General features: G+C 69.8%; 26 protein-coding genes. 13 read left to right on the top strand and 13 right to left on the bottom strand.

Annotation, left to right across the window (positions count from 1 at the left end):
• Positions 1–139: 139 nt before the first annotated feature.
• Entirely contained in the window at positions 140–1,510 is a 1,371-nt protein-coding gene (locus ACT3S3_RS04875; protein WP_444626368.1) for a SidA/IucD/PvdA family monooxygenase, read from the top strand.
• On the top strand, positions 1,507–3,261 hold the full coding sequence (locus ACT3S3_RS04870) for an amino acid adenylation domain-containing protein (protein ID WP_444626366.1): 1,755 nt from the start codon (positions 1,507–1,509) through the stop codon (positions 3,259–3,261). The genes ACT3S3_RS04875 and ACT3S3_RS04870 overlap by 4 nt, the downstream gene beginning before the upstream one ends.
• A gap of 18 nt (positions 3,262–3,279) precedes the next feature.
• Here ACT3S3_RS04870 and ACT3S3_RS04865 read toward each other — a convergent pair whose 3' ends face one another.
• Positions 3,280–3,543 carry a phosphopantetheine-binding protein gene (locus ACT3S3_RS04865; RefSeq protein ID WP_441579917.1) on the bottom strand — a complete coding sequence of 88 codons (264 nt, stop codon included), beginning with the start codon at positions 3,541–3,543 and terminating at the stop codon, positions 3,280–3,282.
• 117 nt (positions 3,544–3,660) lie between these two features.
• Between ACT3S3_RS04865 and ACT3S3_RS04860 the strand changes: the two genes are divergently transcribed.
• Together ACT3S3_RS04860 and ACT3S3_RS04855 are read left to right on the top strand one after the other, a co-directional pair.
• Positions 3,661–10,488 carry a condensation domain-containing protein gene (locus tag ACT3S3_RS04860; RefSeq protein WP_444626364.1) on the top strand — a complete coding sequence of 2,276 codons (6,828 nt, stop codon included), beginning with the start codon at positions 3,661–3,663 and terminating at the stop codon, positions 10,486–10,488.
• Positions 10,485–12,128, top strand: a complete 1,644-nt coding sequence (locus ACT3S3_RS04855; protein ID WP_444626362.1) for a (2,3-dihydroxybenzoyl)adenylate synthase — start codon at positions 10,485–10,487, stop codon at positions 12,126–12,128. The genes ACT3S3_RS04860 and ACT3S3_RS04855 overlap by 4 nt, the downstream gene beginning before the upstream one ends.
• Positions 12,129–12,331: 203 nt before the next feature.
• Here ACT3S3_RS04855 and rpsQ read toward each other — a convergent pair whose 3' ends face one another.
• The 11 genes from rpsQ to rpsJ are packed head-to-tail and all read right to left on the bottom strand — an operon-like array spanning position 12,332 to position 17,531.
• Positions 12,332–12,613, bottom strand: coding sequence for a 30S ribosomal protein S17 (gene rpsQ, locus ACT3S3_RS04850; protein ID WP_444614779.1), 282 nt, complete (start codon positions 12,611–12,613; stop codon positions 12,332–12,334).
• A complete protein-coding gene (rpmC, locus tag ACT3S3_RS04845) occupies positions 12,613–12,846 on the bottom strand; it encodes a 50S ribosomal protein L29 (protein ID WP_441582747.1) in 234 nt (77 codons plus the stop codon). The genes rpsQ and rpmC overlap by 1 nt, the downstream gene beginning before the upstream one ends.
• Entirely contained in the window at positions 12,846–13,262 is a 417-nt protein-coding gene (gene rplP / locus ACT3S3_RS04840; protein WP_145941229.1) for a 50S ribosomal protein L16, read from the bottom strand. Before rplP ends, rpmC begins: the two co-directional genes overlap by 1 nt.
• A gap of 3 nt (positions 13,263–13,265) precedes the next feature.
• On the bottom strand, positions 13,266–14,009 hold the full coding sequence (rpsC, locus tag ACT3S3_RS04835; protein WP_038546290.1) for a 30S ribosomal protein S3: 744 nt from the start codon (positions 14,007–14,009) through the stop codon (positions 13,266–13,268).
• Entirely contained in the window at positions 14,009–14,374 is a 366-nt protein-coding gene (gene rplV, locus ACT3S3_RS04830; protein WP_038546287.1) for a 50S ribosomal protein L22, read from the bottom strand. The genes rpsC and rplV overlap by 1 nt, the downstream gene beginning before the upstream one ends.
• A 2-nt stretch (positions 14,375–14,376) precedes the next feature.
• The gene (rpsS, locus tag ACT3S3_RS04825; protein WP_014010890.1) at positions 14,377–14,655 is read right to left on the bottom strand and encodes a 30S ribosomal protein S19; all 279 of its coding nucleotides are present in this window, start codon (positions 14,653–14,655) and stop codon (positions 14,377–14,379) included.
• A gap of 15 nt (positions 14,656–14,670) precedes the next feature.
• Complete coding sequence (rplB, locus tag ACT3S3_RS04820) at positions 14,671–15,513, bottom strand: 50S ribosomal protein L2 (protein ID WP_444614781.1); 843 nt, start codon at positions 15,511–15,513, stop codon at positions 14,671–14,673.
• A 38-nt stretch (positions 15,514–15,551) separates the two neighbouring features.
• The gene (gene rplW / locus ACT3S3_RS04815) at positions 15,552–15,857 is read right to left on the bottom strand and encodes a 50S ribosomal protein L23 (protein WP_444614782.1); all 306 of its coding nucleotides are present in this window, start codon (positions 15,855–15,857) and stop codon (positions 15,552–15,554) included.
• Positions 15,854–16,519 (bottom strand): 50S ribosomal protein L4, encoded by a 666-nt coding sequence (gene rplD / locus ACT3S3_RS04810; RefSeq protein ID WP_441583040.1) that lies wholly within the window; start codon positions 16,517–16,519, stop codon positions 15,854–15,856. The genes rplW and rplD overlap by 4 nt, the downstream gene beginning before the upstream one ends.
• Positions 16,516–17,172, bottom strand: a complete 657-nt coding sequence (rplC, locus tag ACT3S3_RS04805) for a 50S ribosomal protein L3 (protein ID WP_441583039.1) — start codon at positions 17,170–17,172, stop codon at positions 16,516–16,518. Before rplC ends, rplD begins: the two co-directional genes overlap by 4 nt.
• A 53-nt stretch (positions 17,173–17,225) precedes the next feature.
• A complete protein-coding gene (rpsJ, locus tag ACT3S3_RS04800) occupies positions 17,226–17,531 on the bottom strand; it encodes a 30S ribosomal protein S10 (RefSeq protein WP_010120790.1) in 306 nt (101 codons plus the stop codon).
• A gap of 737 nt (positions 17,532–18,268) precedes the next feature.
• Here rpsJ and ACT3S3_RS04795 point away from each other — a divergent pair.
• The 9 genes from ACT3S3_RS04795 (at position 18,269) to ACT3S3_RS04755 (ending at position 25,091) form a co-directional block, all read left to right on the top strand.
• The gene (locus ACT3S3_RS04795) at positions 18,269–18,754 is read left to right on the top strand and encodes an Asp23/Gls24 family envelope stress response protein (protein ID WP_301444148.1); all 486 of its coding nucleotides are present in this window, start codon (positions 18,269–18,271) and stop codon (positions 18,752–18,754) included.
• Positions 18,755–18,793: 39 nt separating this feature from the next.
• Positions 18,794–19,258, top strand: coding sequence for a hypothetical protein (locus tag ACT3S3_RS04790; RefSeq protein ID WP_444614783.1), 465 nt, complete (start codon positions 18,794–18,796; stop codon positions 19,256–19,258).
• Positions 19,259–19,265: 7 nt separating this feature from the next.
• On the top strand, positions 19,266–19,454 hold the full coding sequence (locus tag ACT3S3_RS04785; protein ID WP_301444146.1) for a hypothetical protein: 189 nt from the start codon (positions 19,266–19,268) through the stop codon (positions 19,452–19,454).
• A gap of 6 nt (positions 19,455–19,460) precedes the next feature.
• Positions 19,461–20,603, top strand: a complete 1,143-nt coding sequence (locus tag ACT3S3_RS04780) for an Asp23/Gls24 family envelope stress response protein (protein WP_444614784.1) — start codon at positions 19,461–19,463, stop codon at positions 20,601–20,603.
• The gene (locus ACT3S3_RS04775; protein ID WP_441579571.1) at positions 20,600–21,277 is read left to right on the top strand and encodes a hypothetical protein; all 678 of its coding nucleotides are present in this window, start codon (positions 20,600–20,602) and stop codon (positions 21,275–21,277) included. The genes ACT3S3_RS04780 and ACT3S3_RS04775 overlap by 4 nt, the downstream gene beginning before the upstream one ends.
• The gene (locus tag ACT3S3_RS04770) at positions 21,274–21,837 is read left to right on the top strand and encodes a hypothetical protein (protein WP_444614785.1); all 564 of its coding nucleotides are present in this window, start codon (positions 21,274–21,276) and stop codon (positions 21,835–21,837) included. The genes ACT3S3_RS04775 and ACT3S3_RS04770 overlap by 4 nt, the downstream gene beginning before the upstream one ends.
• 195 nt (positions 21,838–22,032) lie before the next feature.
• On the top strand, positions 22,033–23,124 hold the full coding sequence (locus tag ACT3S3_RS04765) for a FecCD family ABC transporter permease (protein ID WP_444626360.1): 1,092 nt from the start codon (positions 22,033–22,035) through the stop codon (positions 23,122–23,124).
• Positions 23,121–24,212: a FecCD family ABC transporter permease gene (locus ACT3S3_RS04760; protein ID WP_444626358.1), complete on the top strand. Its 1,092-nt coding sequence runs from the start codon at positions 23,121–23,123 to the stop codon at positions 24,210–24,212. Before ACT3S3_RS04765 ends, ACT3S3_RS04760 begins: the two co-directional genes overlap by 4 nt.
• A 12-nt stretch (positions 24,213–24,224) precedes the next feature.
• A complete protein-coding gene (locus ACT3S3_RS04755; protein WP_301443996.1) occupies positions 24,225–25,091 on the top strand; it encodes an ABC transporter ATP-binding protein in 867 nt (288 codons plus the stop codon).
• On the opposite strand, the gene ACT3S3_RS04750 is transcribed toward ACT3S3_RS04755, so the two are convergent.
• Positions 25,072–25,536 carry a pyrimidine dimer DNA glycosylase/endonuclease V gene (locus tag ACT3S3_RS04750; protein WP_301443995.1) on the bottom strand — a complete coding sequence of 155 codons (465 nt, stop codon included), beginning with the start codon at positions 25,534–25,536 and terminating at the stop codon, positions 25,072–25,074. The genes ACT3S3_RS04755 and ACT3S3_RS04750 overlap by 20 nt on opposite strands.
• Positions 25,537–25,544 lie beyond the last annotated feature (8 nt).

Genomic DNA, 25,544 nt, shown 5'->3' with positions numbered 1-25,544 from the left:
CTGCCTTCTCCTGCTGGTCATGCCGCAGATATGATACTTAGGGATTCCTACCCTTTGATAAGGGCTGCCGTGACAGAGTAGCGTGCCACAGGAACAGTCTGACATCCATCGTCGCCCAACGACAGGAGCACCCCTCACAGTGTCGAACCCTTCACTCGTCATCCTCGGCGCCGGGCCCAAGGCGGTCGCCGTCCAGGCCAAGGCTCACGCCCTGCGAAGCCTCGGCCTGCCGGCACCGACGATCACCGTCGTCGACCACCAGGGGGTGGGTGGCAACTGGCGCGCCGGCGGCGGATGGACGGACGGACGCCACCAGCTTGGCACGTCCCCCACCAAGGACGTCGGATTCCCCTACCGCACCCGCATCGCAGGGCAGGGTCCAGGAAATGGCACAGGACAGGAGGCGAACCGCGCGGTCGACCGCGCACTGCTCGACGTCAGCTGGACGAGTTTCCTGGTCGCCACCGACCGTTACGCCTGGTGGGTCGACCACGGCCACCCCAACCCCCGGCACTACCTGTGGGCCGACTACCTGCGCTGGGTCGCCGCACGATCCCACATGACGCTGGTCAACGGCCAGGTCACCCGCCTGGGCCTGCGGGACGGCTCGGGCAGCTCGGGCTGGTCACTGTCGGTCGACCGGATCGACGGCACGACCTCACGACTGGAGGCCGACGCCCTGATGCTCACCGGCCCGGGACGTTCCGACCGACGCATCGCCCCGCTGCCCACGGTGTACTCCGTGGCAGGGTTCTGGCAGGCGGTGTCGTCGGCCCAGCTGCCCCCGGCCTCCCGGGTGGCGGTGATCGGCGGCGGGGAGACCGCGGCCAGCGTCGTGGAGGAACTCATCGGCCACGACGTGGTCGACATCGCCGTCATCTCCCCCACGCCCACGATCTTCACCCGCGCCGAGGGCTCCTTCGAGAACGAGCTCTACACCGACCCGCGCCTGTGGTCGAGCCTGGACGAGTCCGACCGCGCCGACGTGATCAACCGGTGCGACCGCGGCGTGTTCTCCGCCCAGGTGCAGGAGAAGCTCATGGCCGAGGACCGGGTCAACCACGTCCGCGGGCGCGTCACCGGCGTGTACGGCAGGGACGGCGGGGGCGGCGGGGGCGGCGGGGGCGGCGGCAACGGGATGGCCGAGGTGCAGATCGGTGACCGTACCGAGCTCGTCGACCTCGTCGTCGACGCCCGCGGCAACTCGCCGTTGTGGTTCACCCGCATGATGAACGACCAGGTCGTCGCCCGGCTCATCGGTGCCTGCGGCGGGGCGGTCACCCCGTCCGGCGTGATGGACCGCATCGGCGCCGACCTCTCCCTGACCGGTATGGACCCCACCCTGTTCCTGCCCACGGTCTCCGGCTGGCACCAGGGCCCCGGCCTGGCCAACCTGAGCTGCCTCGGCGAACTCTCCGACCGTGTCCTGGCCGGCCTCGGCGCCGGCTGCGCCCCGGACCCGGAGTCCCTGCGACACGCCCCCTCCCGTCCCGAAAGGACCACTCTGTGACCGCACCCGACACCGTGCGCCCGTACACCGGCCGTGACGGCGACCTGCGCTTCGGCCCCGCCGCCCCCATCGAACCGTCCACCCTGGACGCGCTGCTGCACGACACGCTCACCACCGGTGGCGACGCCACCGCCGTGATCGGCGACGGCGGGACGCTGACCTACGCCGAGCTGGACCGCAGGTCCAGCGCCGTGGCCCGCCACCTGCGCGCCAACGGCATCGGCACCGGCGACCGGGTCGTGGTGCTCGCCCACCGCTGCGGGTGGCTGCCCGTCGTCGCCGCCGGCGTGATCCGCGCCGGCGCGGTCTACGTCCCCGTCGACGCGTCCTACCCGCACGAACGCGTCGCCTTCATCCTCGAGGACTGCGCCCCCGCCGCCGCCTTCGCCCTCGGCGGGGCGTCGCTGCCCCGGCAGGACGGCACGCAGGACGTGGCGCTGCCGGGCGGGACCGTCACCGACGACTCCGCTCTGGGACGACGGTTCCTCAGCGACGCCACTGATGCCGCGGACGCCGCTGCGTCCGGCGCGTCCTTCGACCCCTCCGAGCAGTCGCGTCCGGTGACCCCCACCGACCACTGCTACCTGATCTACACCTCCGGAACGACCGGCACACCCAAGGGCGCGTTGAACACGCACATCGGCGTGGCCGCGCACTTCCAGTGGATGGGGCGGGTCATGGGCGCAGGTGCCGGCTACGGCGCCGGGACCCCGATCCGGATGCTGCAGAAGGCGCCCGTCGGCTTCGACGTCGGCGTGGCCGAGCTGCTCGGCCCGCTGGCCACCGGCGGCACCGTGGCCGTGCCCGGTCCCGAGTGGTGGCCCGGTGACGTGGACACGATGGTGCAGATGATCTCCGTGCACGAGGTCACCGTGCTGTCGATGGTGCCGTCGCTGATGCGGGTGCTGCTCGACGTCCTCGACGACTTCGGCACCCCCCTGTCGTCGCTGTCGAACATCCGTCACCTGCTGCTCGGCGGCGAGGCGGTACCGGCCGACGTGGTGCGGCGCGCCCGCGACGGCATCGGCTGCCGCGTGCACGGGCTCTACGGTCCCACCGAGGCGGCGATGGACGTGACGTGGGTGGAGTACACCGACGAGCTCGTGGCCGCCGCGGACTTCGACGACCGTGCCAGCCTGCTGGGCCTGCCCGAGGACAACGTGGGCGTCTACGTCATCGACGAGGACGGTGTCGAGGTCGACCCGTCCGGGAACGGTGGGGCCAACGGGAACGGAGAAAACAGCTGGTCGCGTCCCGGAGAGCTGTGCATCTCCGGGCCGCAGGTCGGTGGCGGCTACTTCGGACGCGCCGAGCTGAGCTCGCAGGTCTTCGTGGAGTCGCTGGAGCCGCAGGTCGACGGCGGGCGGATGTACCGCACCGGCGACGTGGTCTCCTGGACCGAGGTCGACGGCAGCCGCATGCTGCAGTTCCTGGGGCGCATCGGCGACCAGGTGAAGATCCGCGGCAACCGTGTGGAGCTCGGCGAGGTCGAGTCGCGTCTGCGTGAGCTCGACGGGGTGCGCCAGGCCGGTGCCGTGGCCGTGAACCGGGCCGGGGCGGACACCCTGCTGGCCTTCGTCGTGCTCGACGGTTCGGATGCCGAGGCAGGCGCTGACCTGTCGGCGCAGCTGGCGCAGCACGTGCCCGAGTACATGGTGCCCACCCGGATCACCGTGCTCGACGCCCTGCCGGTCAGCCCCAACGGCAAGCTGGACCGCACGGCACTGCGCGGGCTCGCCGACCGGCGCTAGAGCTGGTCTAGCGCTGCTCTAGACCTGGTCGGTGAGCAGCTCGCGCCAGGCGTCCACCGAGCTGTCCTCGGCGAGGTCGGCGAAGTCGGCCTCGAACCCCTCCCTGCGCAGGAAGGTCACGATCTCCACCAGACGCACCGAGTCCAGCCCCTGGTCCATGAGCTCCTCGTCGGTGTCGATCTGGGACACCTCGATGTTCAGCAACTCCGCCACGCGGGCGAGCAGCCGGCCCATCGTCGCCTCGACCCTGTCGTCGACCTTGCCGTCAGCACCGTCAGCCATCCTGCACCTCTTGATTCCTTGTAGTTCGGTGTCACCTGTCCGGTGACGCGCAGACTGTACCACCACCCCACGAAGTGAAGTAAGCCTCTCCAACTTCTGACCCTGAAAGGACCACCGGTGCCCCACCCGTCGTCCCCCGGCTCCACCGCCGGCCTCCTCCCGCTCACGGCCGCGCAGCACGGGATCTGGAACGCCCAGCAGCTCGACCCCACCTCCCCCTACTACGTGGTCGGCGAGGTGCTGGAGCTGAGACCAGAAGCTGATGCCGGACGCATCGACACCGGCCTGCTCGCCGAGGCCGTCCGGCTCACCGTCGACGAGGCGGAGACCCTGCGGCTGCGTTTCACCGACACCGACGACGGTCCCCGCCAGTACGTCGACGACACCGCCGCGGTGCTGCCCGAGATCCTGGACCTCTCCGGCGCGCCGGATCCCCGGCTCACCGCCACCGCGGTGATCGACGCGGAGAAGACCGCCTGCGGGGAGCGCTGGCGCACCATGACCGACGGTCCGCTGTTCCGCTACCTCATCCTCGACCTCGGGGAGAACGGCACAGGCGTCAACGAGGTGTGGTGCATACAGCTGTACCACCACATCATCGTCGACGGGTACAGTGCGGCCCTGCTGACCAGGCGCACCGCCGCCCACTACACCGCACTGAGTGGTGGATGTGCCGCACGTCGCACCAGGTTCGCCCCCATCGCCGAGGTCGTCGCCGCCGACACCGACTACCGTGCCGGCGAGGACTACCGCGCCGACCGCGACTTCTGGGCCGACACCATGACCCCCACCCCGGCCACCGCCGGACGCGAGGACCTCGTCCACGGTGCAGGCACCGCCAGCATCACCACCACCCTGCGTCTGCCCGCCGGCGAGGTCGAGGCGTTGAAGGCCCGCGCCGAGGACCTCGGACTGGCCTGGTCCGACCTGGTCACCGCCGCCTACGCCGCCTGGCTGCGCAAACTCGGCCACACCTCCCCTGCTCCCGACGGCCCCGACGGCTCCTGTGAGGCGCTCATCGCGATGCCGCTGATGGCGCGCACCTCCGGACCGCTGCGCCGGACCCCGGCGATGCTGGTCAACATGCTCCCGCTGCGCCTGCCGGTCGACCCGACCGGAAGTGTCACCGACCTGGCCGCCACCGTGCGCGACACCCTGGACGCCCTGCGCACCCACCAGCGCTACCCCGGCAGCGAGCTCTCCCGCGACCTCGGCAGCCCGGCGGTGCTGCACGGGGTGGGGCTGAACCTGAAGACCTTCGACTTCACCCTCGACTTCCACGGCACCACCGGTGTGCTGCGCAACGTCGCCGGCGGCCCTCCGGAGGACCTCGTGCTCGTGGTCACCCCGGCCGCCGACGGCGGCGTCGACCTCGCCTTCGAGACCGACCCTGCGAGCGTGGACGCAGACACCGCACGCCAGCGCCTGCAGGACGTCCGGGCGTTGCTCACCGCCGAGGGTCCCCTGCAGGACGTCCGGCTGCGCAGCCGGGAGTTCACCGACGCCGCCGCACGGCGGCGCGCGGGCGATCCGCTGCCGGACGCCCGGGACGTCCTGCCTCTCGACGATCTCGTCGACGCCCTGGCGTCCGGCGCAGGACGCCTCGTCGACGCGCACACCGCCCTCGACGCCGCGTCCCTCCACACCCGTATCACCGAGCTCGCCGCCGAGATCAGCCAGCTCACCGGGGATAACGGGGAGTTCGGGGTGGTCGCCGTGGACCTGCCCAAGGGCGTGGACCTGGCCGTCGCCCTGCTGGCGGTGTGGCGGGCCCACCGGGCCGTGGTCGTGCTCGACCGGGAGCACCCGCAGGCCCGGCGCAAGGCGATCCTCGCCGACTCCGGTGCCGTCGCCGTCATCGACGGGTCCGGCGTCCGCACTGCTGGCTGTGCGTCCGGCGACGTCACACCCGACCTGGCGTACCTGCTCTACACCTCGGGAACGACCGGGACGCCGAAGGGCGTGCAGGTCACCCGCACCGCCGTGGAGGCCCTGCTGGCCGGGCACCGCACCGGTCTCTACCCCGACGCCTGGTCGCGTGCGCGCTCGGCGCAGCCCGCACGGGAACTGCACATCGCCCACACCGCGTCGTTCTCCTTCGACGCCGCGATCGACCAGCTGTCCTGGATCTTCACCGGCGCGACCGTGCACCTCTACCCCACCGACGTCGTCGGTGACCCCGCGTCAATGCGCACCGCCCTGGCCGACGACGGCATCGACGTGCTCGACGCCACGCCCTCACTCGCCGGCGCCCTCATCGACTCCGGCGCATTGGACGACGCCGAGGTCTCCACGGTCATCCTCGGTGGCGAGGCCGTCCCGCAGTCGCTGTGGGACCGACTCGCCACCCCGGCGCGCACCCGCGACTTCCAGGCGTGGAACGTCTACGGCCCCACCGAGACCACCGTGGACGCACTGGCCGCCCGCGTCACCGACGGCCCGGTGACCATCGGACGCCCCGTGCCCGGCATGACCGCGCAGATCCTCGACACCGACGGGGAGATCGTCCCCGACCACGAGACCGGCGAACTCTTCCTCGCCGGCCCGCAGGTGGCCCTGGGCTACCGGGGCCTGCAGGAGCAGAGCGCCGCCGCCTTCGACACGGTGGACGGTCAGCGCCGCTACCGCGCCGGCGACCTGGTGCGGTGGGTGCCGGACGCCGGCGGTGCACACCACTTCCTCGGCCGCGTCGACAACCAGCTGGAGATCCGCGGCCACCGTGTGGAACCCGGCGAGGTCGAGGCCGCCCTCCTGGCGCTGCCGCAGGTCACCGGCGCCGCCGTGGGCACGTTCGGGCAGCCCGGTGCGCTCAAGCTCATCGCGCACGTCACCACCGAGGGCACGACATCACCCTCCCAGGTCCGCGCGGACATGGCGGCCACCGTCCCCGGTCACCTGGTGCCCACCCGGGTACTGGTGCACGACCGGCTGCCGCTGACCGTCGGCGGCAAGGTCGACCGGCGTGCCCTTCAGGACGCCACCGGCGCCGAACAGGCCGGGAACGCCGGGGAGGACGGACCGGCATCGGCGCGTCCTGCCCGCACCGACGCCGAGCGCCTCCTCGCCGAGGTCGTCGCCGAGACCCTCGGCACCCCCGACACCGGTGCAGACACCACCGTCGACCTCGACCGGGACTTCATCAGCCTCGGCGGGGACAGCATCGGCGCGCTCACCGTCGCCGGACGGCTGCGCCAACGCGGCCTGGTGGTCCAGGCGAAGGACCTTCTCACCGGAGTCGAGCTGGCCGACGTCGCCGCCGGGGCCGGACGGGTCGCCGCGGTCACCGGCGCCGCCGGCGCCGCCGGCGCCGCCGGCGCCGCCCGGGAGGAATCGGCCCGTGGCGTCCGGCAGGAGTCGTCGAACGACGACACCGTGGCGGACACCGCGGTGCGCTACGACACCGGGGCCGTGCCCACCACCGTGGTCAACGGCACCCGTCCGATCCTGTTCGGCCACCTCGATGTCGCTCACCTACCGGCCGTGGACCTACCGACCGCAACCCTGCACGACCGACTCGTCGACGCGGTGACCACGATGATGACCACCCACGGTGCGCTGCGCGTCGTGCTCGACACCTCGACCGCCGGTGCGCCTCGCTTCGTGGTGCCCCGCGTGCCTCTGGTGCCCGCCGACACGATCATCGCCCCGGCGGGACTCGGCAGTGAGCAACTCGCCGGCTCGGTCTCACCGACCTCCGGGATCGTCTGGCGGATCGCCCCACCCGCCGCCGACTCGACCATGCTGCGCGTCGCCGTCGACGCCGCGGTGGCAGACCCGGCGTCCGTCGGTGTCCTGCTGGACGACCTCGCCGCCGCACTGTCCGGTCGCGCGCTCCCCGCGCCGACGGGTTCCTGGCGGGCCACGGGGCTTGCTGCCACAGCCGTGACAGTCACCCCGGTGACCACGCACCGCACCACCCTGGCAGACGCCCCGGGGGTCTTCGACCGGCTCGCCGGGCTGTACCGGACCCGGCGGGAGGACGTGGCGGTCGCCGCGGCGCTCCTGGCCACCGGCGGGCCCGTCGACGTGCTGAGCCGCGCCGCCGACGCCTCCGACTCCTCCCGGGTGATCGGGTCACTGAGCACCGTGCGCCGCGTCCCCGCCCTTCCTGCCCTGCCCGGCCACGAGCGGGCAGCACAGCAGGCGACGCCGCGGGCGGCACTGCTGCACGCCAAGGAACACCGTGGTCACACGGCATCAACGGACCCGGCCGCCATCACCGTGACCTGCGGTGACACCCGCATGGCCCCGGTCGGGCACAGTGCGCACGCACCGCTGCTGATCGTCGGCGACACCGACACGGTGCTCGCCGGCGACGACGCACTGGCGCACCGGGCGTCCCGCGCCTTCACCGACCTGGCCGTCCACGCCCGCACGAGCGACGGCGGTGCGTCCCGGGGCGACGTCACCCTCGCCCGGCACGGCGGAGTCAGCCAGGACACGATCGACACCTGGGAGCAGGACCACGGCCCGTTGGCCGACGTCAGGCCCCTCTCCGCACTGCAGGAGGGGCTGCTCTACCACGCCGTGAGCGGCGGCGACGGCTACGTGCTCGCCGCCGGTGTGGACCTGCGCGGCACGGTCGACCCAGACCGTCTGCACCGCGCGTTTACCGGCGTGCTGCACCGTCACGACCAGCTGCGCGCCCGGTTCGACACCACCACGCACCACAGCCCGGTGCAGCTCGTCCCGCGTGCGGCCGAGCTGCCGTGGCGCACCGTCGACCTGCGCGGATTCTCCCGCGAGGACGCGCTGCACGCCGCCGACGAGCTGCTGCGCTCCACCGCGCACCGCCGCGTGGACACCGCCCGCGGGCCGCTGGTCACCGCGACGCTGGTCCTGCTGCCGGACGGTGACAACGGCACAGACAGAGATGCCCCCACCGCGCGCCTGGTGCTGGGAAACCACCACCTGCTCACCGACGGGTGGTCGACCCCGGTGATGCTGCGCGACCTGCTGGCGATCTACCACGACGAGCCGCTGCCGCACGCCGCGTCCTACGCCACCTACCTCGACTGGCTCGCCGAGCAGGATCCGCGCGACGCCGACGACGCCTGGCGCGCCCACCTCGACGGCCTCGACCGCGGCACCCTGGTGCGGGAGCTGGCGCCCGGGACCAACGCCGAGGCTCCCCGCGAAAAGGTGCGGGAGATCACCGGAGCGTCCGACGCACTCACCGATGGCCTCACCGCCGCGGCCCGACGGGCCGGCGTGACCCCCAATACACTGCTGCAGGCCGCGTGGGCACTCACCCTGGCTGGGCTGTCCGGACGCGAGGACGTGGTCTTCGGCACCACCGTGTCGGGTCGTCCGACCGAGCTCGAGGGAGTGGAGCACACGGTCGGGTTGTTCATCAACACCCTGCCGGCGCGCGTCGCGCTGCGCCGGACGGACCGGCTGGCCGAGCTGCTCACCGCCGTCGGCCACGGCCAGGCGGGGATGACCGACCACGCCTCGACCCCGTTGGTGCACGTCGAGCAGCTCGCCGGGGCGGGCCCGCTCTTCGACACGCTGGTGGTCTACGACAACTTCCCGTCGCTGCAGGACGCATCGGGCGCTTCGGACGCGCAGGACCGGGTGACGGTCGCCGCGGTGCACGCCGACGGGATGACGGACTTCCCGTTGTCGCTGGTGGTGCCGCCCGGCGACGTCCCGCGGGTGGTGCTGGCGCACCGCCCCGACCTGATCGACGAGGCCTTCGTCGAGCAGGCGGCGGGGACGCTGCGGTCGGTGCTCGAGGTGCTGACCGACGGCGCGGAGCACACCGTCGGCGACGTCCTCGACACTCTGCCCGCCGCCTGGGTCGCCCGTACCACGGGCGAGGCACCGGAGGCTGCGGTCGAGGTGTCCTCGGCCTCTACCAGTGAGAAGGACAGCGACGGAAGCGGCTCTGCGGACTCTGCCGACTCTGCCGACTCTGCCGTTGCTGCGACGGCGGCCGCGTTGATGGCCGACCTGCTCGGGGTGGACACCGTGGACGTCCACGACAACTTCTTCGACATCGGCGGGCACTCCCTGCTGGCCATGCGGTTGCTCGGGCGCCTGCGCCGCGACGGCACCGGCGGGCTCGCCACAGTGACGATCCAGGACATCGTGGAGACCGGGTCGCCGGCCGCCCTCGCCGCGCGCCTCGCCGGGACGTCCGACGCCGACACCGAGGTCGAGACCGACACCGGCCGCAGCGTCCTGCCCCTGAGCGCGGGTTCTGGAACGCCGCTGTTCTGCGTCCACCCCGCCGGCGGTCTGGCACTTCCCTTCCGGGGCCTGACCACGCGGCTCACCGGCGAAAATGCTTCAGACGGTACAGACGTTCCGGTAACGGGGCTGCAGCTGCCCGACCCCCACCCCGACGTCGACGACGTGCAGGCACTCGCCGCCGGCTACGTCGACACCGTGCAGTCGGTCCAGACCCACGGGCCCTACCGTCTGCTGGGCTACTCCTTCGGAGGGCTCGTCGCCCAGTCGATGGTCGCCGAGCTCCTGCGCCGCGGCGGGGAGGTCAGCTACCTCGGCATCCTCGACGCCTACCCGGCCGGAACGGCACCCGCCATGCCCGACATTCCCGCGACGTCCGGCTACAGCGACGACCAACTGCGGGCGCTGACCGGTACCGGGACCGACGCGACAACCGGCACGGACACACTGCTGGACAACCTCACCTACTGTGACCGGCTGATGCGTTCTGCCACACCGGTGGACCTCAGCGCCTTCACCGGGCGGGCGCAGGTCGTCGTCGCCACCCGCGCCGACGAGCGACTGACGGAGCACGATCATCCCGACGTCGTCTGGAACCCCGCGCCGGCCTGGCGCGACGCACTGCCCCACGAGCCGGACGTCCTGCCCCTGGACACGACCCACGCCGGACTCGTCACGGAGGACGGGTGGGACGCCATCGCCCCCGCCGTCGCCGCCGCACTCACCGCCGAGAAGGAGACACTGGCATGAACGAGACACTCGCCAACGGATTCACCGCCGACGCCGCGGAGTACTACCGCGAACTCGGCGTCTGGACCGGCGACGCCCACTGGGACCTCTTCCGTCGCACCGTGGAGGCGCGGCCGGACGCCACCGCCGCCGTCGACGCGACACGCTCACTGACATGGTCCGAACTGGACGACGGCGTGGCCCGCGCCGCCAGCGTGCTCGCCGACGCCGGCGTGGGCCCCGGCGACGGGGTGGTCGTCCAGCTGCCGAACAGCGTCGTCTACCTGGAGACCGTCTTCGCGCTGTGGCGCCTCGGCGCAGTCCCCGTCTTCGCCCTACCGGCCCACGGGTCCTCCGAGGTCCGCCACTTCGCCACCCACGCCCCCGCCGGGCACTACGTGGGCACCTCGCGTCCCAACAGGCACCTCTCCCGCGTGCAGGACGACCTGGCCCGCCCGCTCGACGACGGACGCACCGTCGCCACCGTGCTCGTCGACGAGCGCGCCGCGGACCCCTGGGCCACTGCGGGGAACGCTTCAGGCGCCGTGGGGGACGCCGCCGACGCCGCGCCGATCACCCTCGCCAGCGCGCCGCTTACGCCGGCATCCCCGGAGTCGCTGGCGTTCCTGCAGCTCTCCGGCGGTACGACCGGCGTACCCAAGCAGATCCCGCGTACCCACGACGACTACCTCTACTCGGTCCGTGCCTCCATCGACGTCTGCGACCTGAGCGGCGACGACGTCCTGCTCGTCGCGCTGCCGGCATCCCACAACTTCACCATGAGCTCCCCGGGGATCCTCGGGGCCGTGCAGGTCGGAGCCACCATCGTCTTCGCCGACGGCCCCCTGCCCACCGAGGTCCTGCCCTTGATCGAACGTCACCGCGTGACCCACCTCGCACTCGTGCCCCCGGCGCTGATCAGCCTGCTCAACTACCCCGACCGCGACGACCAGGACATCTCCAGTGTGCGCACCGTGTGGGTCGGCGGTGCGAAACTCTCCGAGGCCGCCGCCAGGCGGGTTCGCCCCGAACTCGGCTGGAACCTCCAGCAGGTCTTCGGCATGGCCGAGGGCCTGGTCAACTACACCCCGCTGGACGCCGGCATCGAGGAGATCGTGGCGACCCAGGGACGTCCGATCAGCCCGTACGACGAGATCCTCGTCGTCGACGACGAGGACCGGGAGGTGCCCGCCGGCACGCCCGGCAACCTGCTGACCCGTGGGCCGTACACGATCCGCCAGTACCACCGTGCCCCCGAGGTCAACGCCCGTTCCTTCACAGAGGAGGGCTACTACCGCACCGGCGACGTCGTGGTCTTCGTCGACGGCACACTGACCGTGGTCGGACGGGCCAAAGACCAGATCAACCGCGGTGGCGAGAAGATCGCCCCGGAGGCCGTCGAGAACGTGCTGCTCACCCACCCGGGCGTGCACGACGTCTCGGTCGTGGGTGTGCCGGACGAGGTGCTCGGCGAGAAGATCCGGGCCCTGGTGATCCCCCGCTCGGAGGCCACGGAGCCTCTGAAGGCCGGTGCACTCAAGAGGTACGTACGCGAGCAGGGCCTGGCGAGCTTCGCGGTGCCCGACGTCATCGACGTCGTCGACGAGTTCCCCGTCACCGGCGTCGGCAAGGTGAGCAAGAAAGCCCAGCAAGCCGGGTAACGCCCGGCGGGCTGGAACAGAACCCCGCGTCGCGTGCCGGATCCAGTCCTCGCTCGGCACGAGAAGACCGAATCCTGCACGCCACGCGGGGTCGGGATACACCAAACGCACCAGACCCCGCACGCACGAAACCCCCGCCACCCGGAGTGATCCGGGGTACGGGGGTTTAACGCGTCAAGAAGAGTGTGATCCCTGGGAAGGGACTACTTGGCCTTCTCGATGATCTCCAGGAGACGGAAGTGCTTGTCCTTGGACAGCGGCCGGGTCTCCTCGATGCGGACGAGGTCGCCGATACCGGCGGTCTCGTTCTCGTCGTGCGCCTTCACCTTGGAGTTCGCGCGCATGATCTTGCCGTAGAGGGCGTGCTTCTTACGGTCCTCGAGCTCGACCACGATGGTCTTGCTCATCTTGTCGGACACGACGTATCCGGAGCGGACCTTGCGTGCGCCCTTGGTGTTCTCGTTGCTCACAGTAGCCTCGCTCATTATGCGTCCTCACCACCGGGGACGGTGGACAGTCCGAGCTCGCGCTCGCGCAGGACGGTGTAGATCCGGGCGATGTCGCGCTTCACGGTGCCCAGTCGACGGTTGTTGGACAGCTGACCGGTGGCGGACTGGAAGCGCAGGTTGAACAGCTCTTCCTTCGCCTCCGTGAGACGGGTGGTCAGTTCTTCGTTGTTGAGCTCGCGGAATTCGTGAGCCGGGGTTCCGGTAGCCATCAGAACTGATCCTCCTTCTTCACGATGCGCACCTTGCAGGGCAGCTTGTTGCCGGCACGACGGAGCGCCTCGAGGGCGACCTCCTCGTTGGGGTAGTCCATCTCGAAGAGAATGCGGCCGGGCTTGACGTTTGCCACCCACTTCTCCACGGGGCCCTTACCGGAACCCATACGCACGCCGAGCGGCTTCTGGGTCAGGGGGCGGTCCGGGAAGATGTTGATCCACACCTTGCCACCACGCTTGACGTGGCGGTTGATGGCGATACGGGCAGCTTCGATCTGACGGTTGGTGATGTAGGTCGGCTCCAGGGCCTGCAGGCCGTATTCGCCGAACGTCACCCGGTTACCGCCCTTGGACACACCGGAACGGTGCGGACGGTGCTGGCGACGGTACTTCGTGCGCTTGGGGATAAGCACGGGTTAACCCTCCTGCTTCTGCTCTGCGCGCTGGCGCCGGGCACCACCGCGGCGCGGACGCTCGCGGTTGTTGCGGCGCGGACGCTCGTCGCGTGCGTTCTGCAGGGACTCCCGGCGACCGCCGACGACGTCACCCTTGTAGATCCACACCTTGACGCCGATGCGTCCGAAGGTGGTGTGGGCCTCGTAGGTGCCGTAGTCGATCTCGGCGCGCAGGGTGTGCAGCGGAACGCGACCTTCGTGGTAACGCTCGGTGCGGCCCATCTCGGCGCCGCCGAGACGACCCGAGCACACGACCTTGATTCCCTTGACCTCGGGCTGACGCATCGCGGACTGGATGGCCTTGCGCATCGCGCGGCGGAATGCCACGCGGTTGCTCAGCTGCTCGGCGATGGACTGTGCCACCAGCTGAGCGTTCGCGTCGATGTTCTTGACCTCGAGGATGTTGAGCTGCACCTGCTTGCCGGTGAGCTTCTCCAGCTGACCGCGGATGCGGTCGGCCTCGGAGCCGCGGCGGCCGATGACGATACCCGGACGAGCGGTGTGGATGTCCACACGGACCCGGTCGCGGGTGCGCTCGATGACGACGTCGGCGATGCCGGCGCGGTCGAGGCCCTTCGACAGGAACTCGCGGATCTTGATGTCCTCGGCGAGGTAGTCAGCGTACTGCTTGTCGGCGTACCAGCGGGAGCGCCACTCGGAAGTGATACCCAGCCGGAGGCCGTGGGGTTGGATCTTCTGGCCCACTACTGAGCACTTCCCTTCTGGCTCTCGACAACCACGGTGATGTGGCTGGTGCGCTTGCGGATCTGGAAGGCCCGACCCTGGGCGCGCGGCTGGAACCGCTTGAGCGTCGGACCCTCGTCGGCGAAAGCCTCGGAGACGACGAGCGTACGGGGATCCAGGCCGAAGTTGTTCTCGGCGTTGGCCGCGGCGGAGGCGACGACCTTGGCGATCGGCTCGGAAGCCGACTGCGGCGCGAAGCGCAGCAGTGCCAGGGCGTCCTCCACGGACTTGCCGCGGATGGTGTCGATGACGCGGCGTGCCTTCATCGGGGTGACCCGGACGAACTTGGCCGTTGCGCGTGCGTTGTTGACAGCGGTGTCAGACATGTCTATCGCCGACCCTTCTTGTCATCCTTGATGTGACCCTTGAAGGTCTTGGTCGGGGCGAACTCGCCCAGCTTGTGACCGACCATCGAATCATCGATGAACACCGGGACGTGCTTCCGACCGTCGTGGACGGCGAAAGTGTGACCGATGAAATCGGGAAGGATGGTTGACCGGCGGGACCAGGTCTTGATGACCTTCTTGGTGCCGGCGTCGTTCTGAACGTCCACCTTCGCGAGGAGGTGTTCGTCGACGAACGGGCCCTTCTTGAGGCTGCGTGGCATTCTCAACTACCTCCTTTAGCGCTTCTTGTTCTTGTTGCTGCGGCGACGGCGGACGATCAGCTTGTCGCTCGGACGATTGGGCTTGCGGGTACGGCCCTCAGGCTGGCCCCACGGGGAGACCGGGTGGCGACCACCGGAGGTCTTACCCTCACCACCACCGTGCGGGTGGTCGACCGGGTTCATCACGACACCACGGACGGTCGGGCGGACGCCCTTCCAGCGCATACGGCCGGCCTTGCCCCACCGGATGTTGATCTGGTCGACGTTGCCGACCTGACCGACGGTGGCGCGGCAACGGATGTCGACGCGGCGGATCTCGGAGGACGGCATACGCAGGATGGCGTACTTGCCCTCCTTACCCAGCAGCTGCACCGAGGCACCGGCGGAGCGGGCCATCTTGGCACCGCCACCGGGCTTGAGCTCCACGGCGTGGATGGTCGTACCGGTGGGGATGTTGCGCAGGGGCAGGTTGTTGCCGGCCTTGATGTCGGCCGTCGAACCGGACTCGATCACGGTGCCCTGCGTCAGACCGCGGGGAGCGATGATGTACCGCTTCTCGCCGTCGGCGTAGTTCAGCAGCGCGATGTTCGCGGTGCGGTTCGGGTCGTACTCGATGTGCGCGACCTTGGCGGTGATGCCGTCCTTGTCATTGCGACGGAAGTCGATGACACGGTAGCGACGCTTGTGGCCGCCACCCTTGTGACGGGTGGTGATGTGGCCGTGGACGTTGCGGCCGCCGGTCTTCGACAGCGGGCGCAGCAGAGACTTCTCCGGGGTCGAACGAGTGATCTCGTCGAATTCGGAAACGGAGCTCTGGCGGCGACCCGGCGTAGTCGGCTTGTACTTGCGAATAGCCATACTTCTGCTCTCTCTTTACCTGTCGGTGTGCACGGCCGCTACGCGGTCGCACCACCGAAGATGTCGATGGGATCGCTGCCGGCGACCAGGGTCACCATGGCGCGCTTGGTGGCCTTGCGCTGACCGTAACCGGTGCGGGAGCGCTTCCGCTTGCCCGCGCGGTTCAGGGTGTTGACGCTGGCGACCTTCACACCGAAGATCTGCTCGACGGCAATCTTGATCTGGGTCTTGTTGGAGTCCGGGTTCACCAGGAACGTGTAGACGTTCTGCTCCATGAGTCCGTAGGACTTCTCGGAGACGACGGGTGCGACGATGATGTCCCGGGGGTCGGCGATGGTGCTCACTTTGCCTCCTCCTTGGCGGCGGCCTTGGCGGTGTCAGCCACGGCGATGAAGCCGTTGAGCGCCTCGACGGAGAACACGATGTCGTCTGCGTTCAGCACGTCGTAGGTGTTGAGCTGATCGAAGGCCAGGGTGTGGACGTTCGGCAGGTTGTTGGCCGACTTCCACGCCGTGACGTCCTCGCGGCCGAGGACGACCAGGACGGACTTCCGGTCGGTGAGACGCTCGATGAACGTCCGCGCGGCCTTGGTCGACGGGGTCTGGCCAGCGACGAGCTCGTCCACCAGGTGGATGCGCTCGTTGCGGACACGGTCGGTGAGGGCACCGCGCAGGGCGGCGGCCTTCATCTTCTTGGGGGTCCGCTGGTCGTAGTCACGCGGCTGCGGGCCGTGGACCGTGCCACCACCGGTGTAATGCGGGGCGCGGATCGAACCCTGACGGGCGCGACCGGTTCCCTTCTGGCGGAAGGGCTTACGACCACCGCCGCGGACCTCGCCGCGGGTCTTGGTGGCGTGGGTGCCCTGGCGCTTCGCGGCCAGCTGGGCCACGACGACCTGGTGCATCAGCGGAACGGACGGCTCCACGTCGAAGATGGACGCGGGCAGCTCGACCGAGCCGTTGGTGGCACCGTCGGCGGTCTGGACGTTGAGAGTCAGGTTGCTCATGCGTGTGCACCGCCCTTCACTGCGGTCTTGACGGTCACGATGCCGCCGTTAACTCCGGGGATGGCACCCTTGATGAGGAGCAGGTTGGACTCGACGTCCAGCTTTGCAACCTTCAGGTTCTGCAGGGTGACGCGCTCGTTGCCCATGCGGCCTGCCATCCGGGTGCCCTTGAAGACACGGCCCGGGGTGGCGCAGGCGCCGATGCCACCGACGCGGCGGTGAGCGGCCTGGTTACCGTGGGAGGCGCCCTGACCGGCGAAGCCGTGACGCTTCATGGCGCCGGCGTAGCCCTTGCCCTTGGAGGTGCCGGTGACGTCAACGAACGTGACGTCGCCGAACAGTTCTGCGGTGATGTCCTGGCCGACCTCGTAGGAGGACGCGTCGTCGACGCGAATCTCCGTGGAGTGGCGGCGCGGGGTCACACCGGCCTTCTTGAAGTGACCGGCCTGCGGCTTGTTGACCTTACGCGGGTCAATGTCGCCGTAGGCGATCTGGACGGCGTCGTAGCCGTCGATGTCCTTGGTGCGCACCTGGGTGACGACGCACGGCCCAGCCTCGACGACGGTGACCGGAACGACCCGGTTGTCCTCGTCGAAGATCTGGGTCATGCCGAGCTTCTTGCCCAGGATGCCCTTGATCTCGTTTTCACTCATAATTCAGTCTCCGCTGCCTCAGTTCAGACTCAAGTCCAGGTTCTCTGACGAGATCACTGGATGTTGACGTCGACGCTCGCCGGCAGATCGATGCGCATCAGGGCGTCAACGGTCTTCGGCGTCGGGTCGAGAATGTCGATCAGGCGCTTGTGGGTGCGCATCTCGAAGTGCTCGCGCGAGTCCTTGTACTTGTGCGGCGAGCGGATGACGCAGTACACGTTCTTCTCAGTGGGCAGAGGCACAGGGCCGACCACACGAGCACCGGTACGGGTGACCGTCTCGACAATCTTCTTTGCAGAAGCGTCGATTGCCTCGTGATCGTAGGCCTTGAGCCTGATGCGGATCTTCTGTCCCGCCACGCTAGTCCTCTTCCTCGTGTCCCCCTCGCCCGGAGCCCGGGTCCGAGGGAACTTCTTTTCAATGTCAACGCTGTCCGGCCGTGGGCCTGGCACAGACGCCAGTCATGATTTCGGTTGGTCTCACGGTTTCCCTGAGTGCCGTCGTGGAAAGACGATGGCAAACACGGTGACCGTCCGGCCCGCCACGGGGGTGTGCACCCCGGTGGCCGCCGAAATCTATGTGAGGAAGAGCCCCTCCAACGTGGTGGCCGGGATCTTCACTTACTGCCGCTGTTTATTTGCCATGCCCCACCTCCGGCCCCCGCGGTCGGGCGTGTCGGCCCGGTCCACCTGGGTTACCGCACGACAGTCCGACCCCGTCCGGGCAATGCCCAGGCGAAGGTGATCCGTCGATGATGGTTCATGCTCACTTCACCATCTGCGCCGTCTCACGTCTCGGGCTCCCCCACCACCGGTTCCGATCCGGCCTGATGACGAGGTGTAAAGCGAAGACGCTCAGACGCAATGTCAAAGCAACGTCCGCTATTTAACCACGGCGCGGCGCTTCCTTCAAATCCGGTCTTCCCGCAGGCCCCGGTGCCCGCCGGGTGCGTTCGGGAGGGGTCGCTACAACATCTTCCTCCGCCCCGCCGTCACACCCGGGAAAAATGAGTATTCTGGGCGCCAGTACCGACACCGACGTCGGCACGCCCCGTGAGAGACACCATCCAGACTCATCCAGAACAGTGAGGCCACCCATGAGTGAGAACGACTCCCAGAAGAACTCCGGAAGCAGCTCGGTCCCGGCGGTGCAGGACGGCGAGAACACCGACTCGGACCTGTTCACCGAGCACGGCCGCACCTCCGTGGCCGACGTCGTCGTATCGAAGATCGCGGGCATGGCGGCCCGTGAGGTCTCCGGCGTCCACGGCCTCGGCGGTGGCGCCTCGCGCACCATCGGTGCCATCCGCGAGCGCATCCCGGGTGGCCGCGTCAACGTCCAGCAGGGTATCTCGGTGGAGGTCGGCGACCGCCAGGCCGCCGTCGACATCGCCATCGTCGCCGAGTACGGCGTCGCGATCCACGAACTGGCCGAGGCGATCCGCCGCAACATCATCCTCTCCGTCGAGGAGATGACCGGCCTGCAGGTCACCGAGGTCAACGTCGTCGTGCACGACGTCCACCTGCCCGAGGACAACGAGGACGAGGACGTCGAGCCCGAGCAGGCCCCGCGGGTCCAGTAGTCCCCACCGTCCACCGACACCGGAGATCTTGGAGCAACCATGAGTAGTCCCGGAGCATCCGGACCTTCCCCGGACTTCCGCAAGGATCCGGAGTACGTGCGTCTGCGTCGCCAGGTCATCCGCGAGCACCACCCCGACCGCGGTGGTACCGACGACCAGCTCATCGCCGCGCTCCGCGACCTCGACGCCCAGTGGGAACGCCGCAGTTCGCTGCGCCGGAGCGTCGAGAGCGTCAAGCTCCCCGATTTCATTCCCGACGACGTCGCGCGCCAGGCGACCGACTTCGCCGAGCGGACGTCCGACGAGGTGCTGCGGCGCGCGGAGGATCTTCGCGCCCGCAGCTCCGTCATCGCCCACTCGCCGAAGACCCGACGCATGATGCGTGCCGCCGGGAAGTTCGTCAGGGACGCCGACCGGACCGTGCGGTCCCGGCTTCCCACCAGTTTCCCCGGTTCCCGGAGGTTCACCGAGACCGGCCCAGACGACAAGTCCGACAGAGAATGAGGTCATCATGAAGTACGCGACAATCATCGGGGTACTGCTGGGATTCCTGCTGGCCGTCGGTGCCCTGTGGCACGGCGTGGTCGGGTTCCTGGTGGTGCTCGTCCTGTGCGGGGTCGGCGGCCTCGTCGGCGCCCACCTGGAGGGCCTGATCGACCTCCGCCGCGCCTTCAACACCAGTGGCCGGGGACGGGGCTGATCCCCCGTGTCCACCCAGACAACACAGTCGGGGCCCACGGCCCCCGAGGGTGAGGTGCCGGACGCGGCGACCGCGGTCGACCTTCCGCGCAGTGCCGCCTACCGCGAACAGCGCACCCACACGTCCATCGAGCTGAAGGTGCTGGAGAAGATCGCGACACGGGCGGCACTGTCCGTGCCCGGCGTGCTGCGCCACTCCTCCGGGATCGGCCAGCTCACCGGCCGGCGTCTGCCCCGGGTCTCCGTCCAGATGGACCCCGGCGGACGCGCGGCGGTCGTCGACGTCCAGATCGCCACCGCCTGGCCCGCGCCCACCGTGGCCGTGGCACAGGTGACCCGCGAGACCGTCGGTGAATGGGTCGAACACACCACCGGTGTGCCCGTGCTGGCGGTCAACGTGGACGTCACGGCGGTCGTGCCAGGTTCCGGCGATGAGGAGTCCGGTGACAGCTCCGGTGACAGCTCCAGGGCCTCCGGGGTCACCCTCGACGAGTTGGTGCGCGCACCGCGCACGCCCGAACTCACCCGCGTGACCACGGACCGACTGGACGTCACCTCCCCCACCGTCGAGCGCGCGGTGACCGACGTCCTGTCCCCCACCGCACTGGAGGAGGTGACGGTCGAGCATCCGACGGCACCGGAGTCAGTGAGCATCACCCAGGTCATCCTGAACCTGCCGCCGGTACCGCGGCACGTCTCCGCCCCGCCCCGGACCCCGGTGCGTCGTCCGACCACTCCCGCCCCGGTACAGCTCACCCCCGTCCATCTCCCGCCGCCGCCGGAGGTCGCCCATCCGGTCACCCCGCCCGTCGAACCGGTGCGCCACCCGCGCGCACCGTTCGACGCCACCCGTCCGCGTCCCCTGGAACCGGTACTCGTGGACCACGCCGACGTCGTCGTGCCCCCGCGGGCGCAGGGACTTCCTCTGCTGCGGGACGTCCCCACACCGGCGGGGCCGCGGCTGCGCGACATCCCGACCCCACGCGGCCTGGCCACCCGGGCGGTGCCGACGCCCCAGGGACTGGAGGTGACCGTCTTTCCCACCGTGCGGCGCCGTCGCACGGTCCCCGTCACGGTCGACACCTCCCGCCGCTGGCGGCCGGCCGGCGCGGAAGACACCTCAACACCCGACAGGAGGAGCCCGCGGTGACGACGACACACAACGCACCCCAGCACCCCGAGCACTACCGTCCGGAACCCTCCGGCCGGTTCGCCGTCGACCTCACCACGCTGGACGACGAGACCCGGGACGGCGGGAAGAAGAACGGCAAGGACGCGTCGCGTCCTGCGCCGCCTGAGCCCAAGGCCGCGCCGCATGCGCGCGGCTGGACCGTCCTGCTCGGGCTCGTCCTGCTCGGCGTCACCGCCGTCATCGTCCGTGACATCCTCATCGTCACCGACACCGTCGGCGGGACGCAGCTCCTGCCGCCCGTGTTCGACTGGTTCGCCACCGTCCAGCAGGAGACGTGGATGCTGTGGGCCGGCATCGGCTGCGCCGTCGTCGCGCTCATCTTCCTCATCGTCACGCTGCGCCCCCGCAGCCGGACGCACCTCGCGTTCGACGACGACACCGCACTGTTCGCCCGCCCCGTCGACGTGGCCCGGTTGTCCACCGCCGCCGCACGTCGGGTGCCCGGGGTGCTCACCGCCCGGAGCGTGGCGACGCGCAAGAAGATCTCCGTGACCGTGGAAACCGCGGTCACCCCGGACTCCGCCGGAGCCATCCGGGACACCGTGGCCGCCCAGGTCAACGAGCTCGCCGGGCACCTGACGTCGACCCCGACGGTCGACGTGAGCGTCTCCGCAGGAGGTGAAGGCAAGTGAACCGTGGCAGAGCAACCTTCGACCGGCTCGTGACCTTCCTGCTGTTCCTCCTGTTCGGAGGGCTCGCCTTCTGGGCAGTCGGAGTGCACTTCGAGTTCGGCCCCGCCGAGCGCATCGGCGAGGCCGTGGACCGCGACTTCTGGTCCGGGCTGACCGGGCAGGACAACTACACCGCCATCCTCATCGTCGCCGCCGTGGTCACCGGACTGGTGGGACTGTTCCTCATCGGCATCAACATCGAACGGCGACGCCTCGGCCGGGGCGCCTCACCGACGTCCGCGGCGACCGGCACGATCCGCACGTCCCCCGGGGACCTCGCGTCCGCCGTCGCCCAGTCCTTCGAGAAGCGCGACGACGTACGTTCGACGTCCTACCGTGCGACCACCGACCGCGGTACCGACATCATCGAGATCCGGTTGCGGATCCCGGCAGAGGCCGACGTAGCCGAGCTCGGTGCCGACTGCGCCCGCGCGGCCCGGGACATCACCACCGCACTCCCGGGCCAGGAGATCCTCCCCCGATTCCTGCTGCAGGTCGAGCAGCCCGCCCGGCCCCGGTAGGAGTTCGCGAGGCGGCACAGGCGGCGTGCCGGACACGCTGGACCGCAGGTCAGGGGAATATCAATCCCTTGACAGTGAGGTTAGCCTACTGATAGTGCTCCCCGGGCAAGCGAACCCTTATACGTGGTCCGCTCCACGCCGACTACGAGGAGGAAGAACGGGGTTCCCGGCTGTCCCGGGACCGCTCACGCACCAATGACACACACCCTGGACACCTCGCAGGCTCCACCCTCCGATGACAGCGACGACGGCCACAAGGACACCGTAGCGGCCTCCACGACCACCGGACTGTACGCGAAACGGGCCATCGGCCTGGTCGTCCTGCTCGTCGTCCTCTTCCTGGCCTTCATCGCCAGCCTCGCCCACGGCGCCAACCCCATCCCCTACGCGGAGGTCTGGGACGCGATCTGGAACCGCGGGGAGAACGAGGCGTCCTACATCGTGTGGGACCAGCGCTTCCCACGGACGGTGATCGGCATCCTCACCGGTGCCGCCTTCGCCCTGTCCGGTGCACTGATCCAGGCACTCACCCGTAACCCCCTGGCGGACGCCGGCATCCTCGGCGTCAACGCCGGCGCGGGACTGGCCGTCACCGTGGGCGTGGGCATCTTCGGCATCGCAGGCATCACCCAGTACATCTGGTTCGCCTTCCTCGGCGCCGCGGCCACCACCGTGCTGGTCTACGTCATCGGCGTGGCCGGCGGCTCCCGCGGGGCGAACCCGGCGACGCTCGTCCTCGCCGGTGTCGCACTGGCCGCCGTGTTCGGAGGTGTGACCAGCTTCCTGCAGCTCATCGACCCCGACACCTTCGAGGCCATCCGCAACTGGAACCTCGGTTCCGTGGCCCGGACCTCCATCGTCGACGCGCAGGCCGTGATCCCCTTCCTCCTGCTCGGATTCGTGCTGGCGGTCCTGGTGTCCACCGACCTGAACTCCATCGCCCTGGGCGACGACCTCGCCGCATCCCTGGGCACCAAGGTCGTGCGCGCCCGGATCGTGACGATCCTGGCCGTCACCGTGCTCGCCGGCGGGGCGACCGCGCTGACCGGCGGCATCGGCTTCGTGGGGCTGATGGTGCCCCACGTGGTGCGCTGGATCGTCGGTCCGGACCAGCGTTGGATCTTCTTCTACTGCCTGCTCGGCGGACCGATCATGGTCATGCTGGCCGACACCCTGGGCCGTGTCATCGCCCGTCCCGGTGAAATCGAGGTGGGCATCCTCACCGCCGTCATCGGTGCCCCGGTGCTCATCGCCCTGGTCCGTCGGAAGAATGCGAGCGGCCTGTGAAGACTCCTGACAGCACGATCGACTTCGGCTACGCCACCCGCACCGTCCGGACCCCGTTCACCCACCACCGATTCCACATCCGCTCGGGCGTGGTCGCCTGCCTCTTCATCGGCTCGGCCGCACTGCTCGCCCTGGTGGCCATCGGCATCGGCCAGTACCCGCTCAACCCGCTGGAGGTGTTCAACGCCATCATCGGCAACGGCGAACGCTTCCACCGGATCGTGGTCGTGGAGTGGCGCATGCCCGTGGCGATCTCCGCGGTGTTCTTCGGCGCCCTGCTCGGCATCGGTGGCGCGGTGTTCGAGTCCATGACCCGCAACCCGCTGGGCTCCCCGGACATCATCGGCTTCGACGCCGGCTCCTTCACCGCCGTGACCCTGACCATGCTGGTCATCGGTTCCACCGCCTACTGGAACATCGCCTTCGCCGCGATCATCGGCGGCGTGCTGACCGCCTTCGTGGTCTTCCTGCTGGCCCGCAAGAACAAGTCGGTGCAGAGCTTCCGCCTGATCATCGTGGGCATCGGCGTCTCCGCCACCCTCGGCTCGCTCAACGCCTACCTGATCACCCGCGCCGACGTGGAGGACGCCATGATGGTCGGCTTCTGGTCCGCCGGGTCGATCAACCGGGTCACCTGGCAGTCGCTGCTGCCCGTCCTGGCCATCGGCATCCTGGTCATCGTCCTGATCGCCCTGCTGGCCCCGGCGCTCAAGCAGATGGAACTCGGCGACGACGCCGCCACCACCCAGGGCGTGAACGTGGAACGTACCCGCCTGGCCCTGATGATCACCGGTGTGGCCACGACCGCGCTGGTCACCGCCGCCGCCGGGCCCATCGGCTTCATCGCCCTGGTCGCCCCGCAGCTCGCCCGGCGCATCGCCGGCACCCCGGGGGTCACCGTGCTCGGTGCCGCCGCGGTGGGTGCCGCCCTGCTCACCTTCGCCCACTTCCTCTCGCTGGTGATATCCCAGTTCTACCGTTCGATCCCCGTCGGTCTGCTGACCGTGAGCGTGGGCGGCGTGTACATGATCTGGCTGCTCGTCCGCGAGGCCCGCAAGCAGTACGGCGCACCGAAACAGACCAACTAACGGGAACATGGAATGACTGACTCAACGCACGGCCCCTCGACCCGCCTGAAGGCCGTCGACGCCACCATCGGTTACGACCAGCGGATCATCTCCACCGACCTCTCGGTGGATATCCCGCACGAGTCGTTCACCGCCATCATCGGTCCCAACGGCTGCGGCAAGTCCACCCTGCTGCGCGCACTCGCCCGCGTCCTGACCCCGGCGAAGGGCGAGGTCCTGCTGGACGACAAGAAGATCTCGTCCTACGGGGCGAAGGACGTCGCCCGCCAGCTCGGACTGCTCCCGCAGACCTCCCTGGCACCCGAGGGCATCCGCGTCGCCGACCTCGTCGCCCCCGGGCGCGCCCCCTACCAGTCGCTGTTCCACCAGTGGTCGCGTGAGGACGAGCAGGCGGTGAAGGAGGCCCTGGAGGCCACCCGCACCGACGTGCTGTCAGGCCGTCTCGTCTCCGAACTCTCCGGCGGTCAGCGCCAGCGCGTGTGGGTGGCGATGCTGCTGGCCCAGCAGACCCCGATCATGCTGCTCGACGAGCCGACGACATTCCTGGACATCGCCCACCAGTACGAGCTGATGGAGCTGCTGCGCACCTTCCACGACGACGGCAAGACCGTGGTCACCGTGCTGCACGACCTCAACCAGGCCTGCCGTTACGCCGGGCACCTCATCGTGATGCGCGACGGGCGGATCGTGACGACCGGCGCCCCGCAGGACGTGATGACCCCCGAGCTCGTCGAGGAGGTCTTCGGACTGCGCGCCCTGGTGGTCCCCGACCCGGTCACCGGGACGCCGAACATCGTGCCCCTGGACCCGCGGGCGGAGAAGAACGTGGTCTCCGCGGTGAACCCGGAACACGAGAACGCTACCGCCGGGGGTCGCTGACCACCTCCCAGTCCTCGACCTCCCCCGCCACGACCCGCAACAGCGGGTGGGCGGGGATCTCGTCGTCCGGGAGGCTCGCGTCCGGCAGGTTGTCCAGCCACTCCGGCGCACGCTCGGTCACCTTACGACGCAGGTGCTCGAGCTCGTAGGCGAGCTGCCCGCCGGTGACGGGGACCGGTGTGAGGTCGTCCGGCGTCGCCGTGCCGTGGATCCGGGTGCCGTCGAAGCGGTAGCCCCGTGCCGTGGCCTCCTCGCGCAGGGCCCACAGGTAGGCGGCGATAGCCTCGGTCGGGGCGTCCTGCGCGCGGAACCTCCTGAGCTGCGGGTGCGCGGTGTAACCCCGCGTCCCGCCTTCCAGCACCTTCTGCGCCAGCAACGCCTCGCGCCAGCAGGCCACGAGTGCGGCACGGTCGAGGATCGAGGGGTCAAGGCTCCACAGTCGCATGGACGGCC

This window comes from Corynebacterium sp. AOP40-4SA-5 (assembly GCF_052377355.1).
GTDB lineage: Bacteria > Actinomycetota > Actinomycetes > Mycobacteriales > Mycobacteriaceae > Corynebacterium.
The sequence above is the reverse complement of the archived record's forward strand: the minus strand, read 5'-3'. Positions and strand labels throughout refer to the sequence as shown.

What these genes read in the sequence shown, in the direction of transcription:
- ACT3S3_RS04865 (WP_441579917.1), bottom strand. Translation starts at nt 3,543, where the DNA reads ATGGCTGACGGTGCTGACGGCAAGGTCGACGACAGGGTCGAGGCGACG.
- ACT3S3_RS04855 (WP_444626362.1), top strand. Translation starts at nt 10,485, where the DNA reads ATGAACGAGACACTCGCCAACGGATTCACCGCCGACGCCGCGGAGTAC.
- rpsQ (WP_444614779.1), bottom strand. Translation starts at nt 12,613, where the DNA reads ATGAGCGAGGCTACTGTGAGCAACGAGAACACCAAGGGCGCACGCAAG.
- rpmC (WP_441582747.1), bottom strand. Translation starts at nt 12,846, where the DNA reads ATGGCTACCGGAACCCCGGCTCACGAATTCCGCGAGCTCAACAACGAA.
- rplV (WP_038546287.1), bottom strand. Translation starts at nt 14,374, where the DNA reads ATGTCTGACACCGCTGTCAACAACGCACGCGCAACGGCCAAGTTCGTC.
- rpsS (WP_014010890.1), bottom strand. Translation starts at nt 14,655, where the DNA reads ATGCCACGCAGCCTCAAGAAGGGCCCGTTCGTCGACGAACACCTCCTC.
- rplB (WP_444614781.1), bottom strand. Translation starts at nt 15,513, where the DNA reads ATGGCTATTCGCAAGTACAAGCCGACTACGCCGGGTCGCCGCCAGAGC.
- rplD (WP_441583040.1), bottom strand. Translation starts at nt 16,519, where the DNA reads ATGAGCAACCTGACTCTCAACGTCCAGACCGCCGACGGTGCCACCAAC.
- rplC (WP_441583039.1), bottom strand. Translation starts at nt 17,172, where the DNA reads ATGAGTGAAAACGAGATCAAGGGCATCCTGGGCAAGAAGCTCGGCATG.
- ACT3S3_RS04795 (WP_301444148.1), top strand. Translation starts at nt 18,269, where the DNA reads ATGAGTGAGAACGACTCCCAGAAGAACTCCGGAAGCAGCTCGGTCCCG.
- ACT3S3_RS04790 (WP_444614783.1), top strand. Translation starts at nt 18,794, where the DNA reads ATGAGTAGTCCCGGAGCATCCGGACCTTCCCCGGACTTCCGCAAGGAT.
- ACT3S3_RS04785 (WP_301444146.1), top strand. Translation starts at nt 19,266, where the DNA reads ATGAAGTACGCGACAATCATCGGGGTACTGCTGGGATTCCTGCTGGCC.
- ACT3S3_RS04765 (WP_444626360.1), top strand. Translation starts at nt 22,033, where the DNA reads ATGACACACACCCTGGACACCTCGCAGGCTCCACCCTCCGATGACAGC.
- ACT3S3_RS04755 (WP_301443996.1), top strand. Translation starts at nt 24,225, where the DNA reads ATGACTGACTCAACGCACGGCCCCTCGACCCGCCTGAAGGCCGTCGAC.
- ACT3S3_RS04750 (WP_301443995.1), bottom strand. Translation starts at nt 25,536, where the DNA reads ATGCGACTGTGGAGCCTTGACCCCTCGATCCTCGACCGTGCCGCACTC.